The following is a 15,976-nucleotide window of genomic DNA, read 5'->3' as shown; positions in this document are numbered from 1 at the left end:
GATCAGGGCACGGGACCAGCCCCGTCGTTCTGCTGGCGAGGTCCTTCGGTCGGCGCCAAGATGCAGTGTACAAGGAAGTTATGGGGTGGCGCCTCCCTCAGGAAGTCAATCGCGTGGGAGGTTGGGCAACACCCTCTGAGGGAGCGCACCACGTGTAACCCGATATCCACACAACCACCTGCGCGCCGAACGAAGGACCTCGTCCCGGCGGCGCAGGGGCCAGATCAGGGCACGGGACCAGCCCCGTCGTTCTGCTGGCGAGGTCCTTCGGTCGGCGCCAAGGTGCAGTGTACAAGCGAATTACGGGGCGGCGCCTCCCTCAGGAAGTCAATCACGCCGCCAGGTTTGGCAACACCCTCTGCGAGCCGAACACCCAGACCTCGGAATCGCCTGAAACGTCACACGCCGCGCGGATGGCGTGCTCCAGCTGGTATCTGGTCATCGAACGCCTCTTGCAAAAGTGTGGTGCGCTCCGCGGGCGTCAGCGCGCCCAGAAAGGGGAGCGACTGGCGCAGGCGCGTGGCGCGCTGGCCCCTGTCCACCAGGAACTTCTGCAGTCGTGCGGGCGGCATGGCCTCGAGGATGGCCGCCCACTCCTCCATCTCCTTTCTCTCTCCGGGAAGGTGTCTATGGAAGATCCCGCGATACTCACCGTCGCGGGAGCTTGCGACGGCACGACGGCAGGCCTTGCCGCGTGACGCACCCGCGGGCGTTGCCTGCGATCACATCTGCCGATGAACCGTTCTTTCAGTTCAGATTCTTCGTCGATTTCGTTGCGGCGGCAGATCATTTGTCGGGAAGTTGTGAGCACCCGGTCCATCGCTGCGGCGCGCTGCTCGGTCCAGGCGAGGCCGAGGGTCGGCAGACGAGTGGGATGTGGCAGGGGGCCATCCGCGTTTTTCGACGGAGGCATCCATGCCGCCGGAGCGCCCCGGAGCCAGCGGTCACCGATACCCGCCGCGCGATCTCTTGGACTCCCTGACGCACGAAAGGTGGAGCGGCGTCCCGGTCCTGCGGACGCACCGGCGGCTCCCCTCCGGCTCAACGGCGCGGCCGGCTCGTGGAAAAGACGCGCGGCAGGTGGAGGCACCCGCCGGCTGCGGCGCGTACACGGCTGGAAAGGTGTCTGTGGAAGATTCCGCGATACTCACCGTTGCGGGAGCTTGCGACGGCACGACGGCAGGCCGTGCCGCGTGACGTACCCGCGGGCGTTGCCTGCGATCACATCCGCGATGAACCTTTCTTCATCATCCCCGAGAGAGTACCCACCATGAAGAAAGGCCGCCCGCGGAATCGCGGGACGGCCTTTTCTCCCCTTGTGTCTCCCCATGAATATGCCTCAACCCCTCCCCACCCCCGGGTGGCCGCCGCGGAGCTCCCCAACTCCGCGGACGGCCTCCGCGTCCGGAGCCCCCCAGCTCCTCGCGCGGCCGCGTTCGAAGCCCCCCTTAGCTCCGCGCGCGGTAGTTCACGATCGTCTGGCGCCCGTCCGGCAGGCGCACCTGCACCGACACCGCCTGTCCCGGGCGCACCGCGTCGGCCGCGGCGCGCAGGTCCTCAAGCGAGCCGACCTCGCGGCCGTTCACCCGCTGCACCACCATTCCCCGCCCCAGCGCGCCGGCCGCCGGCCCGCCCGCATCCACCGCCGAGATCACCACGCCCTCCGCGCGGTCCAGCCGCAGCGCCTCGGCGATCTCCGGCGTCACGGTCTCGGCGCGGAAGCCCAGCTTGCCGGGCGCGGCCGCGGCGACCTCCTCCACCCGCGGGTCCTCGCGCTCGTCGGCTGCGGCGCGGCGGGCGTCGGCCTGGAACTCCTCCAGGCGCAGCTCCACCCGGCGCCGGTCGCCGTAGCGGATCACGTCCAGCGTCACCTTGTCGCCGGGCCGCTTGCGCATCACCAGCTCCATCAGGTCGCCGCTGCCGCGCACCGCCCCGCCGTCCACGGCCACGATCACGTCGCCCAGCTTGAGCCCCGCCGCCGCCCCCGGCCCGCGCGGCTCCGCCGAGACCACCGCGCCGTCCGGCGAGGGCAGGCGGAACACCTCCGCGTCGGCGGACGTGGCGTCGCGGATCTCCACGCCGATCATGGGACGGTGCACGCGCCCGTCGCGCATCAGGTCCTCGGCCACGCGGCGGGCCAGGTTGATGGGCACCGCGAACCCGTAGCCGGAGTAGAAGCCCGTGGGTGAGGCGATGGCGCTGTTGATGCCGATGACCCGGCCCTGCAGGTCGACCAGCGGGCCGCCGCTGTTCCCCGGGTTGATGGCCGCGTCGGTCTGGATGAAGTGCTCCAGCGGCGCATCGGCCCCGGAGCGCTGAAAGATGCCGATGCTGCGCCCCTTGGCGCTCACGATCCCGGCCGTCGTCGTCTGCCCCAGATCCAGCGGGTAGCCCAGCGCCAGGACCCAGTCGCCCACCTCCAGCACGTCCGCGTCGCCCAGGCGCACCGTGGGCAGGTTGCGCGCGTCGATCTTGACCACCGCCACGTCGGTGTTGGGGTCGCGGCCCACCACGCGGGCCTCGAACTCGCGCTTGTCGGAAAGGATGACGTTCACCCGGTCCGCGCCCTCGACCACGTGGTTGTTGGTGAGGATGTAGCCGTCGGGCGAGATGATGAAGCCCGACCCGCTCCCCGCGCGGGGCGTGGCGCCGCCCCGCTGGCCGCGGAACATGTCTTCCCAGGGGGTGCCCCGCAGCTCGGGCGGCACCTGCGACGACGCGCTGCGCGCGGCCTGCGTCACCCGGACGTGCACCACGCCGGGCATGGCGGCGCTGCTGGCCGCCCGGAAGGCCCCGGAAAGGTTGTTGGCGCTGGCCACGGCGGCGGCCGGAGCGGCGGACTGGGCCCCCAGGTCCGGCAGCGGATCACGCGCCACGTCGGCCAGCGTCATCCCGGCGGCGGTGCCCGCCACCAGCACGCCGGGAAGGGTGAGCTTGCGAAGCGTACGGTTCATCGTCAGTTATCCCTGTCTCAACGTTGCAGCCCATGCTCTTGCGTGAACGGTACACAGTGGCGCCAAGCCCCGTTCCGGCAAGGGATTAGCGGACGATTAGGCGCCGCTTAACCCCTCTTAATCCAGGGCACCGATGCGTATTCTGGTCGTAGAAGACAATCCGAGGATCGCGGGATTCCTGCAGAAGGGACTGCGCGAGGAGGGATACGTGGTGGAAGTGGCCGCCGACGGCGACGCCGCGTTCGAAAAGGCCACCACGCAGGGCTTCGACGCCGCGGTGGTGGACGTGATGATCCCCGGCCGCAGCGGGGTGGAGCTCGTCCGCGACCTGCGCGAGCGCGAGATCCGCCTTCCCGTCCTTCTCCTTACCGCGCGCGACCGCACGGAGGACAAGGTGATGGGGCTGGACGCGGGGGCGGACGACTACCTCACCAAGCCCTTCGAGTTCTCGGAGCTCACCGCGCGGCTGCGGGCGCTGCTCCGCCGCCTGGGGAGCCCCGGCGCGGCGGCCACGCTCAAGGCGGGGGACGTGGAGATGGACCCCGCCACCCGCGACGTGCGGCGCGGCGGGCAGTCGGTGGAATTGACGCCTCGCGAGTACAGCCTGCTGGAGTACCTGCTGCGCAATTCCGGGCGGCCGCTCTCCCGCGCCGCAATCATGGAGCACGTGTGGGGCATTCGCTTCGACCCGGGGACCAACATCGTGGACGTGTGCATCAACTCCCTGCGCACCAAGCTGGACGACCGCGAGCGCGGCCTGATCCAGACCGTGCGCGGCGTGGGGTACGCCGTGAAGCCGGCGGCGGCCGAGCCGGAGCCGGAGGCGGGGGGATGAGCTTTCGCCGGCCCAGCCTGCGGCGCGAGATCGTCCTCGGCTATTCGGCGATCCTGCTGGTGGCGCTGCTGCTGTTCGCGGGCGCCACCTACGCCATCCTGCGCCGCACGCTGGCCAACGCCGGCACGCAGTCGCTGCGGCAGACGGCCGCGGCCGCCGAGCGCATCGTCATCCCCCCCGGCCTGCCGGTGGTGGGGGTGTCCGAAGAGCTGCTGCCGCCCACCGAGGGCGCGGTCGAGGTGCTGCGCCGCACCACCCGGCTGCCCACGGGCGAGCTGAACATCATCGTGGCCCGCACGGGCGACGTGGAGCAGCACGCGCTGCGCTCGTTCGCCCTGATCGCGCTGGTGCTGATCCCGGTGACGGCGCTGCTGGCGGTGGTCGCGGGGCGGTCGGTGGCGGACCGCATCCTGATGCCGCTGAACCGGCTGGTGACGGCGTCGCGGGAGATCGGCATCGGCGGCCTGTCGCGGCGGGTGGACGAGCCGGAGCGCCCCCAGGAGCTGCGCGAGCTGGCGCAGGCGTACAATGGGATGCTGGAGCGGCTGGACCGCGCCGTGATCGCCCTGCGCAGCTTTACGGCCGACGCCAGCCACGAGCTGCGCACCCCGCTGACGGCCATCCGCGGCACGGCCGAGGTGGCGCTGGCCCGCGACCGCACGGCGGACGAGCTGCGGGGCACGCTGGAGGAGGTGCTGGACGAGACGGGGTCCATGCTGCACCTGGTGGAGGACCTGCTCGTCCTGGCCCGCGGCGACCAGGCGCACGCGGAGCTGGAAGAGACGACGGACCTGGCGGCGGTGCTGCGCGACGTGCAGGACGTGGGCGAGGCGCTGGCCGGGGGCAAGCCGGTGGAGGTGCGGCTGGACGCCCCGGAGTCGCTGCGGGTTCCGGGGGACGCGGGGGCGCTGCGGCGATTGTTCCTGAACCTGGTGTTCAACGCCGTCAAGTTCACGGAGCGGGGCGCCGTCACCATCACCGCGCGTGCGGTGCCGGCGGCGCAGGCCGTGGCCGCGGCGGACGGCGTGCGGGTGGAGGAGGCCGGGCCGGGGGTGGAGGTGCAGGTGGCGGACACGGGAATCGGCATTGCGGCTGAGGACCTGCCGCGCGTCTTCGACCGCTTCTACCGCGCGGACGCCTCGCGGGCCACGGGGGGCACGGGGCTGGGCCTGTCCATCGCCCGCATGGTGGCCGAGCGGCACCGCGGGACGATCACGGTGGAGAGCACGCCGGGTGCGGGGAGCGTGTTCACGGTGCGGCTGCCGGGGTTTGTGAACGGGTGACGGGGGTGAGCGGGTGAAGGGGTGACGGGGGTGCGACACGCGGGATGACGTACCGCACGCCGCCACGCCATGGGCTAAAGCCCACGGCTGGAAATGCCATAAGCCCCGTCTCGGCTCGCTGCGCTCGCCGAACGGGGCTTCACCTGCTCGCGTCCCGAGCGGCCGGCCCGCACAGAGGGTCCGGGCGCGCACCGCAGGCTCCGTTTCTTCGGAGCCGCCAGCCCGCGAAGGCGGGCTTCGTGTGGTTGTTGCAGCGAATTCATTCGCCATTGCAGGCCGGGCACCCAGAATCCGCCGGATGCAAAAAGCCTCGGACTCCGCTGAGCCCGAGGCCTTTTGCATCTGGTTCGGAGGCTCCGTCACCGCTCCCCCGCCCCGCTCACCCGCTCACCCGCTCACCCGCTCACCCGCTCACCCGTTCACCCGTTCACCGCCAAGGTCCGTCGCGCCTCCCGCCACGGGCTAAAGCCCGCGGCTGGAAAGGCCATAAGCCCCGTCTCGGTTCGCTGCGCTCGCCGAACGGGGCTTCACCTGCTCGCGGCCGGAGCGGCCGGCCCGCACAGAGGGTCCGGGCGCGCACCGCACGCTCTGTTTCTCCAGAACCGCCAGCCCGCGAAGGCGGGCTTCGTGTAGTTGTTGCAGCGAATTCATTCGCCATTGCAGGCCGGGCACCCAGGATCCGCCGGATTGCAAAAGGCCTCGAACTCCGCTGAGCCCGAGGCCTTTCGCATCTGGTACGGAGGCTCCGTCACCACTCCCCCGCCCCCTTCACCCCTTCACCCCTTCACCCCTTCACCCCTTCACCCCTTCACCCGCTCACCGCCAAGCATCGCCTCCGCCACCTCCAGCACATGGCGCTTGCCGGGAAAGCGAATGAGCCGCATGGCCTCGTCGTACGTGGCCCAGCGGTACTCCTCGGCCTCGCGGCTGATCACGACCCGCTCCTCGTCCGTGGTGGCAAGAAAGTACACCACCTTCTTGACGATCAGCGTGCGCTCGTCCCCCTTGCCCTGGGTAAAGACGTAGCGCTCCTCCTCCCGGTATCCATCGAACAGCGAGATCTGGCTTTCGCCGATCCCCGCTTCTTCCCACAGCTCGCGCACGGCCGCCTGCGCCTCCGTCTCCCCAAGCTCCACTCCGCCCTTGGGAAACTCCCAGATGGGACGCCGCGTCAGCGCCGAGCGCATCAGCAGGTAGCGCCGCGCCTCTCCGCCGTTGCGAAAGAGCACGACACCCGCCGCCGTCTGCGAAACCCGTCTCATCCAACCCTCCGGCGTGTAAGAGGTGGACGCTCTTTGTACGCAATCTGCTACGGAGACAGGCTACAGGCAACCGGCATGATGGTTGCCCGCCGCGCCCAGGATGGAAATCCCCGCGAGCCGCGCAGAAATGGACACCGCACCCCGCCCCGGCGTTCCCGCCGCCAGCACTCCTTCGCACGCGTCCGCCGACGGCGAGCGGCCGCTGGGCACGCTGGTGCGCTCGCTCTCGCGCGACGCGGCCAGGCTGGTGCGCCAGGAGATCGCCCTGGCCCGCGAGGAGGTGCGGCGGAACGCGCGCGCCGTGGCCCGCGACGCCGCGCTCATCGCCCTCGGCGGAACGGTGGCGGCGCTGGGCGGGCTGGTCCTCCTCGCCGCGCTGGTGATCGCGGCGGGCGACCTGCTGGGCGGCCGCTACGCGCTGGGGGCGCTGCTGGTGGGCCTGCTCCTGCTCGCCACCGGCGGGGGGACCGCGCTCCTGGGCGTCCGCAGGGCGCGGCGGGCGCGGCTGGCCCCGGAAGCGGCCATCGCCACCCTGCGCGACACGGGCGAGTGGGCGCGGGCGGAGGTGGCGCAGGCGCGCGCGGCGGCCACCGGGGGAAAACGCCCGGCGCAGGGGATACGGGACGATGCCGCGGGCCGGATCGCCGCCCGTCCTCCGCCGCTCCCCCGGGATCGTCCGGACGTGGAGGAGGGTGCGGAAGACGCGCGGGGGACGCCGGCGGAGGACCGGGAGCGCGCGCGGAGGCAGGTGCAGCCACTTCCCGCCAGCGCTCCGCTGTGGAAGCGTGTCCTGCATGAGTTCAAGGCCGACGACGTGAGCAACCAGGCCGCCAAGGTGGCCTACTACTTCTTTCTCTCGCTCCCCCCCGCGGTGATGGCGCTGTTCGGCCTGACCGGCTTCTTTGGCGGGGCGCGGACGGGGGACTGGCTCACGCAGCGGCTGACGACGTCGCTCCCCAGCGAGGCGTCCGCGCTGGTGACGGGATTCGTGCGGGACGTGGTGCACGGCAGCGCGCCGGGGCCGCTTTCCATCGGCCTGCTGCTGGCGCTGTGGGCGGGGAGCAACGTGTTCACGGCGCTCGAAGACACGCTGAACACGGCGTTCGGCATCCACGCGGAGCGGCCGTTCCTGAAGAAGAAGGCGGTGGCGGTGGGGATGCTGGCCGGGTGCGCGGTGCTGTTCCTGGGCGGCAGCGCGGTGCTGCTGGGCGGCGGGGGGATCAGCGACGCGCTGGGGCTGGGTGCGGCGGGGCGGACGGTGTGGGCGGTGCTGCAGTGGCCGCTGGGATTCGCCCTCATCACCGCCACCTTCTGGCTGATCTACTACGTGCTCCCCAACAAGGACCAGCGCGGCTGCCGGATGACGCTGCTCAAGGCGTCCGCCATCGCCGGCGTGCTGTTCGTGGCGGCCTCCGTGGCGTTCCGGCTGTACATGGCCAACTTCGGATCGTACAGCAAAACGTACGGGCTGCTGGGGACGGTGATCGTGCTGCTGCTGTGGATGTACGTGACGTCGCTGGTCATCCTGCTGGGCGGCGAGGTGGCGTCGGAGATGGAGCGGCCGGCCTGAACGGCGCCGCGTCCGGCCTCCGTTCCGGCGGACGCGGGCGGCAAGGATGGCGCGTCCCGCGCGATGAACGTTGCGGCGGGCACGGCCCAGGTTAAGTTAGCGGATAGGAAGCGCGCCGGATACGCCGTCCTGTCTTCAATTCTCCCCACCCGATCATCCTTCTCTCTCTCCGGATCCCCGTGTCCCTCCTGGCCCCACCCTTCCCGGCCTCCCCCCACCCGCTCCGCGTCCTGGTCTGCGGCGCTTCGCCACTGGCCGCCCGCGCGGCGGAGATGCTGGACGCCGGCGGGCCGGCCCGGCTGGCGGCCGGCGCGGCGGACGCGGCGCTGCGGCTGGCCGAGGGCGGGTGGGACGCGGTGGTGGCGGAGTGCACGCCGGAGCAGGTGCAGGTGCTGCGGGCGGCGCGGGCGGCGGGATGGACCGGCCCCCTGCTGCTGCTGGCGGAGGCGCGCGGGACGGAGGCGGAGGCGGCCGCGGGCGAAACCGGCGCCGCGGACGTGCTGGGGGCGGACGAGTTGGCGCCGGGGCTGCTGCGGCGGGCCCTGCGCTACGCGGTGGAGCGCCACCGCAGCGACACGGCGCTGGGCGAAAGCCGCCGCACCGTGGACGCGCTGCTGGCCAACCTGCCGGGAATGGCGTACCGCTGCCGCGCCGACGCGCAGTGGACCATGGAGTACGCCAGCCTCGGCGCGCTGGCGCTGACCGGCTACGCCCCCGAGGAACTGGTGGGGAACGCCCGCGTGGCCTTCGCCGACCTGGTGCACCCCGGCGACCGCGAGACGATCCGCGCGGCGGTGGAGGACGCGCTGCAGCGGCGCCAGCCGTTCGAGCTGGAGTACCGCATCACCGCGCGGGACGGCACGGTGCGGTGGGTGGCGGAACAGGGGCGTGCCGTGCGCGACCGCGACGGCCAGGACCCCCTGCTGGAGGGCTACGTCTTCGACGCCACGGAGCGCAAGGCGGTGGAGCAGGCCCTGCGGACCGGGGAGGCGCAGTTCCGGGCCGTGTTCGAGGAGGCGCCCATCGGCATGGCGCTGATGAACATGGACGGGTACATCATCCGCAGCAACCGGGCGTTCCAGACCCTGCTGGGCTACACCGCGCAGGAGCTGGGCGGCACCATCTTCAGCCAGGTGACGCACGGCGACGACGTGGGGACCGACTGGGAACTGTTCGGCGACCTGGTGGCGGGCGACATCGCCCACTACCAGACCGTCAAGCGCTACCTGCGGCGCGACGGCGGCACGGTCTGGGGGCGGCTGTCGGTGGCCCTCATCCGCTCGCCCGAGGGGGAGCCGCGCTACGCCATCCAGATGGTGGAGAACGTCAGCGAGCGCCGCGAGGCGGTGGAGGCGCTGCGGCTGCGCGAGCAGGAGTTCCGCTCGATGCTGGAGCACGGGCGCGACGTGATCAGCGTGCTGGACGAGCACGGCGACCTGCGCTACACCAGCCCCGCGGTGGAGCGGGTGCTGGGGTACGGGCGCGGCGAGCTGGTGGGCACCTACCTGGCCGAGCTGGCGCACCCCGACGACGTGCAGGGGATGCTGGACCTGTTCGAGCGCGCCATCCAGGCCCCCGGCCGCCCCCGCAAGGCCGAGGTGCGCATGCGGCACAGGGACGGCGGGTGGCGGGTGCTGGAAACGGTGGGCACCAGCCTGCTGGACGACCCCGCCGTGAAGGGGATCGTGGTGAACTCGCGCGACGTCACCGAGCGGCGCGAGGCCGAGGAGGCGCTGCGCCGCAGCGAGCAGCAGCTGGTGCAGGTGCAGAAGATGGAGGCCATCGGGCGGCTGGCGGGGGGCGTGGCGCACGACTTCAACAACCTGCTCACGGCCATCCGCGGCAACGCCGAGCTGCTGCTGTCGGACCTGCCGCCCGACTCGCAGTCGCGCGAGGACGTGGAGGAGATCCGCCGCGCCAGCGACCGGGCGGCGGCGCTCACCCGGCAGCTGCTGGCCTTCAGCCGCCGGCAGGTGCTGCAGCCGCGCCTGCTGGACCTGAACCAGTCGGTGCGCGAGATGGAGCGCATGCTGGGCCGGCTGCTGGGCGACGACGTGGAGCTGGTCATCCGCCTGGGCGAGGGCCTGCGGCGGGTGCGGGCCGACCCGGCGCAGGTGGAGCAGGTGATCCTGAACCTGTCCGTCAACGCCCGCGACGCCATGCCCGGCGGCGGCGTGCTGATGCTGTGCACCGAGAACACGGAGCTCACCACGGAGCTCCGGGAACAGTACCCCTACGTGGTGCCGGGCGAGTACGTGCTGCTGGAGGTGGGCGACACCGGCCAGGGGATGGACGCGCACACGGTGTCGTCGGCCTTCGAGCCGTTCTTCACCACCAAGGCCACGGGCAAGGGCACGGGGCTGGGGCTGTCGATGGTGTACGGCATCATCAAGCAGAGCGGCGGCTACATCTGGATCGACAGCGATCCCGGCCGCGGCACGCGGGTGCGCGTGTACCTGCCGGTGGCGCGCGGCAGCGAGGCGGGCGACGACGAGGAGGACGAGGCGCCCGCCGCCGCGCCGCAGGCCCGGGGGCGCGGCACGGTGCTGCTGGTGGAGGACGAGGAGTCGGTGCGGCGGTTCGCCGAGCGGGTGCTTTCGCGCGGGGGGTACACGGTGCTGGCGGCGGCCGAGGGGGCCGAGGCCATGGCCCTGTCGCGCCAGCACCCGGGCCTCATCCAGCTGCTGGTGACGGACCTGATGATGCCGCGGATGAACGGCAGCGACCTGGCGCGGCGGCTGATGGCGGAGCGGCCGGGGATCCGGGTGCTGTTCATCTCCGGCTACGACCGCGACGCGGCGCGCACGCAGACGCCGCTGGAGGCGGGGACGGACTTCATTGAGAAGCCCTTCAGCCCCGAGGCGCTGCTGGAGCGGATTCACCGGCTGCTGGCCGCGCCGCGGGGGATGATCGGGTCGGGAGGGTGAGCGGGTGAGCGGGTGAGCGGGTGAGCGGGTGAGCGGGTGAGCGGGTGAGGGTTTGTAACGGCATTCGATGTGCGGGCCGTCCGACCCGTCCGTACGAATCCGAGCCCAGAGGGGAGGCCCCGCGTGAAGCTGAAGAAGAAGCTTAAGAAGAAGATCAAGAAGCGGCTGGCGAAGCAGGTGGGCAGGCTGGTAAAGGCCTACGGTCCCGAGATCGCCGCCAACCTGATGACCGCGCTGGTCGCCGCGGCCGCGACGCGCGTGGCCACCGGCGGCAAGAAGCGCAAGAAGGATCGCGTGGCCGAGGTGCCAGCCGGGGAGTAGCCCGCTTCCCCGGAATCCGCATCCTATCCGACAGAAGACCGGCATGCGCCGAGGCGCGGAGAGAGACAGGAACACTCTCTCCGCGCCTCTGCGTCTCTGCGTGAAACCGATCTTTTCCAGGATTCGGGATCAGCACCCAGATGATGATTCAGCTCGCTTTCTCTGTCTGACCCTGTTCCTCTGTACGATCATTCTTTTCCAGGATTCGCGATCAGACCTGGAAGCGGCCGACGAGCGCCTCCATGTGGCGCGCGGAGCCGGCCAGCGAGGCGGCGTCGCCGGCGTGGCCGTTGGCGCCGGCGATGGCGGAGATGCGCTGCACGGCGCCCAGCACCTGGTCGCTCATCGCGGCCATCTGGCCGGCGGAGGCGGCGTTCTGCTCGGCGGTCACGGCCACGGCGTCCACCATCCCCGCGACGGCGGGGATCTCGGCCGCCATCCGCCGCGCCTGCCCCGCCACGCCGCGCACCTGCTGGTGCGCACGCTCCACCGCCTGCATGATGGAGCCCAGCGCGTCGCCCGCCTCGCGCGCCATCTCCGTGCGCTGCTGCACGGCCTCGGTGCGCGCCCGCATGGCCGCCACGGCCTCGTCGATGGAGGCGCGCATCCCCCCCACCAGCTCCGCCGTGCGCGCGGCGGAGTCGGACGAGCGCGCGGCCAGCTTGCGCACCTCGTCGGCCACCACGGCAAAGCCGCGGCCCTGGTCGCCGGCGCGGGCGGCCTCGATGGCGGCGTTGAGCGCCAGCAGGTTGGTCTGTTCGGCGATCTCCGAGATCACCCGCACGAAGTCGCCGATCTGCCGCGACTGCACCGACAAGCCCTCCACCTGTCCCGCCCCGCTGAGCGCCGCCCGGCGAATCTCGAGCATGCCGTCCACGGCGCCGCGCACGATGGAGCCGCCGCGCAGGGCGGTGTCGCGCATGGCCTCGGCGTCGCGCTGGATGGCCTCGGCGTCTGCAGCCACCTGCCGGACGCCCTGCGACAGGCCGGCGATCACCGTCACGGTGCGCTGCGCGGCCTGCGCCTGGTCGCTTGCCCCCGCGGCGATCTGCCCCACCACCTCCTTGAGCTCGCGCGCGGCGCCGCCGGTCTGGCCCGCGATCCCGGCCAGGTCGCCGCTGGCCGCGCCCAGCCGCGCGCTGGTCTGGCCCAGCGGGCCGATGACGCCCCGCAGCTCGGCGGTCATGCGGTCGAAGGCGCGCCCCAGCCGCGCCACCTCGTCGTCGCCCTCCGCCGCCAGCGCGTGGCGCAGGTCGCCCGCGGCCACGCGCTCGGCCATCACGGTAAGCCGGCGCAGCGGCCGGGCGATCCCGTCCACGATGCGGCTGGCCAGCCACAGCGCCAGCACCGACCCCGCCAGCAGCAGCGCGCCGATGCCGGCCAGCATCCTCCACATCACGGCGCGCGAGCGGCGGTCCACCTCCGCCAGCCGGGCCTCGCCCGCGCGCTGAATGCGCGCCACCAGCGAGTCCATGGCGTCCGTGGGCGCGCGGTCGATCCCCCGGACGGCGGCGTCCACCCGCCGGTGCGCCTGTGGATCGGCCCCGTCGTAGCTTTCCAGCGCCTGGCGGTAGCGCACGCCCAGCGCGCCGTGCACGGCCAGCAGCGAGTCGATGTGCACGCGCACCTCGCCGTCCGCCACGCCGCCCATCCCGCGCAGGCGCTGCAGGTCGGCGCGCACCGCGGCCTCTTCGTCGTTGAAGCCCTTGAGGTAGCGCGCGAACATGGCGGGGTCGAACCCGCGCAGCAGCACGTTCTTCCACTCCTGCACCTGCTTCTTGAAGTGCACCTGCGCGCTGCGGGCGGCGTCGTTGGCGCGCGTGACGGCGTCGCCCTCCCGCACGGCAAGGTGCACCTGGTCCAGCGCGGCGCGCACGGCCAGCAGGCCGGTCACGCCCACGGCCACGGTGGCCAGCGTGGCCACGACGACGAGCGCGGTCAGGCGGCCGCGGATTCCCAGGCGCGCCAGCCAGGGCGGAAGGCGGCGGGCGCGGGGGTGTGCATCGGTCATGTGGATCCCGGACGGCGACGGCGGCGCGCCCGTGTGCCGGGCCCGCCGCCTGGTGCTTGCGCCCCGCATGCGGCGGGGCGCGCTCCGCAAGTGAACGGAGAACACCCCCAAGCTGGGCCCTGTCCGTGACGGGGAGTGCCGCCGGCCGTCTCGCGCCGGTAACGGTTGCGTCCCCGCCGCTCCCGCGCCGTCCGTGACATGCATCGTTACGCGCATCCGCTTGCGCCGGAGGGGCACGCTGTGCACGATGAGGACGATCTTCCCCATCGATCCCCGCACCCCCCGGCCATGTCACCCGACGACGCGGAGCTGATGCTCTGGGCGCTGGCCCACGGCTGGTCCGTAAAGGTGTTTTCGCGGCACGCCGGCGGATCGCTCTGGCGCGATCCCGCGCGGCGCCGCTTCCTGGTCCACGGCGCCGGCCCCGCCCCCGGCGTTCCGCTGCTCTCGCCCGAGGTGCGCGCCCGCATGGCCGACGCACGCGCCGCCGCCGATCCGGTTTCCGCGCAGTCCATCGCCCGGATTCCGGTCCCATAAAAGATTTGTCTCACGCAGAGGGAGCAAAGGCCGCAGAGGAACAACCCCGCGTCCTCTGCTCCCTCTGCGTGATCAGGATCTTTGGGCGGATCGGGATGATCGATCCACGTCACTCTTCCTTCATCTCCGCCGAACGCAACCAGGACGGTGCACGATTCCGACGCGCGCGTTACGCGGCCGTGTCGCACGCCCGCCATCCTTCCCCAGGATGACGATCGGAGACGACGACGGGAGATGGCAGATGAGCACGGTGTTGGGAGTCCAGGAAGAGAACACGGAGTTCTGGGCGCGGCAGTTCGCCGGGCGATGGTACCGCGGCACGGCGCAGGTGGAGAACGACTTTCGCCGCTTCGCCATCGCCTACCGCGTTCCGCCGCGGATGCGCGCCCGGGTGATGGCGCGCGCGCTGGGACTCGTGGGCGACGGGCTGCGCGCGGCGTAACCTCGCCGGATCCACGCTCCCTGCACACGACGCCCCGCCTTCCGGTCTTGGAAGGCGGGGCGTCGGCGTTGGGGGATGCAGATGTCGTGCTTCAGAGGGTGTTGATAACCCCCAACCTCACGACGAAGCGATGACTTCCTGAGGGAGCGCACCACGTGTAACCCGATTCCACACAACCGCCTGCGCGCGACCGAAGGACCTCGTCCTGGTGGCGCAGGGGCCCGATCAGGGCACGGGACCCGCCCCGTCGTTCTGCTGGCAAGGTCCTTCGGTCGGCGCCAGGGTGCAGTGTACAAGCGAGTTACGGGGCGGCGCCTCCCTCAGGAAGTCAATCACGCTGAGCGGTTTGGCAACACCCTCTCAGGCGCCGGCGTACGCCTCGGTGCCGTGCGCGTCGAAGCCGCGGGGATCGAAGCCGAGCGCCTGGCGCGCCTGCCGGCGGTAGTGCTGCCGCACCTCCTCGGGAAGCCGGCGCCAGTCCGCCTCGCTGGCCAGCGGATGGCTCAGGATGGACCAGAGCGCGAGCGCGGCCTCTTCTGCCCGCGCACTCTGCATGGCCTGCTCGGTGGGCTGGATTCTCATCACGGCGGCTCCTGGACGGCGAGGCGTGGACCGGGGCACGGGGCGGCCCGGTGATGAAGGGTGGCCGCTCCGTGTCACGATGCGCGCGGCATTCCGGGGAGCGGCGCGTATCAGCTCCACCACGCCTCGCGCAGTCCGCCGCGCATCCCGCCGATCGTTCGCCAGCCGTGACACGCGCGTGGTTTGCGGGTCGCACGGGGCGGCTAGGATGATCGCTGCCGGATGGACCGGGCAGTGACCCTCAACGGAGGAGGCGGGGCGTGGACGTGCGAGAGATCATCGCGGCGGGCGGGATCGCCAGCCGCTTTCAGCCCATCGTGCAGCTGTCCGATGGGCACGTGGTGGCCCACGAGGCCTTGAGCCGCGGACCCGGCGGAACGGCGCTGGAGTGCCCGCGGCGCCTGTTCGACGCGGCGGACCGGGAAGGGTGCGGTTCCATGCTGGACTCCGCCTGCCGCGCGGCCGCCCTGCGCCGCGCGGTGGAGGCCGGGTGGGGCGGAAGCGCGGGCGGCCCGATGTTCCTGAACGTGCACACCGGCGCCCTGGCGGACCCGGGCTTTCTGCCGGACCTGGAGCGCACGGTGGCGGACGCGGGGATCCGCGCGGGTGACGTGGTGCTGGAGGTGAGCGAGGCGGAGCGCGTGGGCGGCGACCCGGTGCTGCACGCGCGCCTGGCCGCCTGCCGCGCCGCCGGCTTCTGGATCGCGCTGGACGACGCCGGCGCTGGACACTGCGGGCTGCAGGCCATTGTGGAGGTGGTGCCCGACGTGGTGAAGATCGACCGTGCGCTGGTAGGCGGAATGGACGCGCACCGGGGGCGCCGGGCGGCCGTGGCGGCGCTGGCGCGGCTGGCGCGCGAGCTGGGCATCGTGCTGGTGGCGGAGGGGATCGAGACGGAGGCCGAACTGCACGCGGTCCGCGCGGTGGGCGTGCCGCTGGGCCAGGGCTTTCTGCTGGGGATGCCGGCGGAGGCGCCGCTGGCCCCCGGCTCCGTCGTCGCCGCCGCGGCGCGCCGTTCCATCGCGGCGCCCGTCGCGCCCGGCTCCACCCGCACGCGCCGCCCCGGCCGCCGCCGCGGCCTGTCGCCCCTCCGCTGACGCCGGGGCGGTGGCATCGTTTACTGGCTGAAGTCGGACAAACCTGTCATTCTGAGGGAGGCGCCGCTCGGTGCCCTCCGAATACTCGGGAGCATGGCGCCGACCGAAGAATCTTTGTCGGGAACGGCAGGATCTTTCCGCTACGGTGTGTTCCC

At 72.2% G+C, this 15,976-nt stretch carries 13 protein-coding genes; 8 read left to right on the top strand and 5 right to left on the bottom strand.

The genetic code is table 11. The annotated features are described in order from the left end of the window. Positions 1–398: 398 nt before the first annotated feature. Both VGC13_RS28675 and VGC13_RS28670 read right to left on the bottom strand, forming a co-directional pair. A complete protein-coding gene (locus VGC13_RS28675; RefSeq protein WP_331128762.1) occupies positions 399–602 on the bottom strand; it encodes a hypothetical protein in 204 nt (67 codons plus the stop codon). A gap of 846 nt (positions 603–1,448) precedes the next feature. Further along, complete coding sequence (locus VGC13_RS28670) at positions 1,449–2,954, bottom strand: trypsin-like peptidase domain-containing protein (protein WP_331128761.1); 1,506 nt, start codon at positions 2,952–2,954, stop codon at positions 1,449–1,451. Positions 2,955–3,087: 133 nt separating this feature from the next. Between VGC13_RS28670 and VGC13_RS28665 the strand changes: the two genes are divergently transcribed. Further along, positions 3,088–3,789 (top strand): response regulator transcription factor, encoded by a 702-nt coding sequence (locus VGC13_RS28665; protein ID WP_331128760.1) that lies wholly within the window; start codon positions 3,088–3,090, stop codon positions 3,787–3,789. Next, positions 3,786–5,072, top strand: coding sequence for a sensor histidine kinase (locus tag VGC13_RS28660; protein WP_331128759.1), 1,287 nt, complete (start codon positions 3,786–3,788; stop codon positions 5,070–5,072). The genes VGC13_RS28665 and VGC13_RS28660 overlap by 4 nt, the downstream gene beginning before the upstream one ends. A gap of 800 nt (positions 5,073–5,872) precedes the next feature. Here VGC13_RS28660 and VGC13_RS28655 read toward each other — a convergent pair. Further along, positions 5,873–6,334, bottom strand: coding sequence for a bis(5'-nucleosyl)-tetraphosphatase (locus VGC13_RS28655; protein ID WP_331128758.1), 462 nt, complete (start codon positions 6,332–6,334; stop codon positions 5,873–5,875). 127 nt (positions 6,335–6,461) lie between these two features. Between VGC13_RS28655 and VGC13_RS28650 the strand changes: the two genes are divergently transcribed. The 3 genes from VGC13_RS28650 (at position 6,462) to VGC13_RS28640 (ending at position 11,152) form a co-directional block, all read left to right on the top strand. After that, on the top strand, positions 6,462–7,904 hold the full coding sequence (locus VGC13_RS28650) for a YhjD/YihY/BrkB family envelope integrity protein (RefSeq protein WP_331128757.1): 1,443 nt from the start codon (positions 6,462–6,464) through the stop codon (positions 7,902–7,904). Between the two features lie 179 nt (positions 7,905–8,083). After that, positions 8,084–10,831 (top strand): PAS domain S-box protein, encoded by a 2,748-nt coding sequence (locus VGC13_RS28645; RefSeq protein WP_331128756.1) that lies wholly within the window; start codon positions 8,084–8,086, stop codon positions 10,829–10,831. Positions 10,832–10,954: 123 nt separating this feature from the next. Beyond that, positions 10,955–11,152: a hypothetical protein gene (locus tag VGC13_RS28640; protein WP_331128755.1), complete on the top strand. Its 198-nt coding sequence runs from the start codon at positions 10,955–10,957 to the stop codon at positions 11,150–11,152. 211 nt (positions 11,153–11,363) lie between these two features. On the opposite strand, the gene VGC13_RS28635 is transcribed toward VGC13_RS28640, so the two are convergent. Further along, the gene (locus tag VGC13_RS28635; protein ID WP_331128754.1) at positions 11,364–13,163 is read right to left on the bottom strand and encodes a methyl-accepting chemotaxis protein; all 1,800 of its coding nucleotides are present in this window, start codon (positions 13,161–13,163) and stop codon (positions 11,364–11,366) included. A gap of 288 nt (positions 13,164–13,451) precedes the next feature. Between VGC13_RS28635 and VGC13_RS28630 the strand changes: the two genes are divergently transcribed. Beyond that, positions 13,452–13,700: a hypothetical protein gene (locus VGC13_RS28630; RefSeq protein WP_331128753.1), complete on the top strand. Its 249-nt coding sequence runs from the start codon at positions 13,452–13,454 to the stop codon at positions 13,698–13,700. Between the two features lie 241 nt (positions 13,701–13,941). Next, positions 13,942–14,142 (top strand): hypothetical protein, encoded by a 201-nt coding sequence (locus VGC13_RS28625; RefSeq protein ID WP_331128752.1) that lies wholly within the window; start codon positions 13,942–13,944, stop codon positions 14,140–14,142. 360 nt (positions 14,143–14,502) lie between these two features. Here the strand turns inward: VGC13_RS28625 and VGC13_RS28620 are convergent, their stop codons facing one another. Further along, positions 14,503–14,724, bottom strand: coding sequence for a hypothetical protein (locus VGC13_RS28620; protein WP_331128751.1), 222 nt, complete (start codon positions 14,722–14,724; stop codon positions 14,503–14,505). A 260-nt stretch (positions 14,725–14,984) separates the two neighbouring features. Between VGC13_RS28620 and VGC13_RS28615 the strand changes: the two genes are divergently transcribed. Further along, a complete protein-coding gene (locus VGC13_RS28615; protein ID WP_331128750.1) occupies positions 14,985–15,821 on the top strand; it encodes an EAL domain-containing protein in 837 nt (278 codons plus the stop codon). Positions 15,822–15,976 lie beyond the last annotated feature (155 nt).

This window comes from Longimicrobium sp. (assembly GCF_036399255.1).
In the GTDB taxonomy this organism is placed as follows: Bacteria; Gemmatimonadota; Gemmatimonadetes; order Longimicrobiales; family Longimicrobiaceae; genus Longimicrobium.
This window is presented reverse-complemented; position numbering and strand designations above follow the sequence as displayed.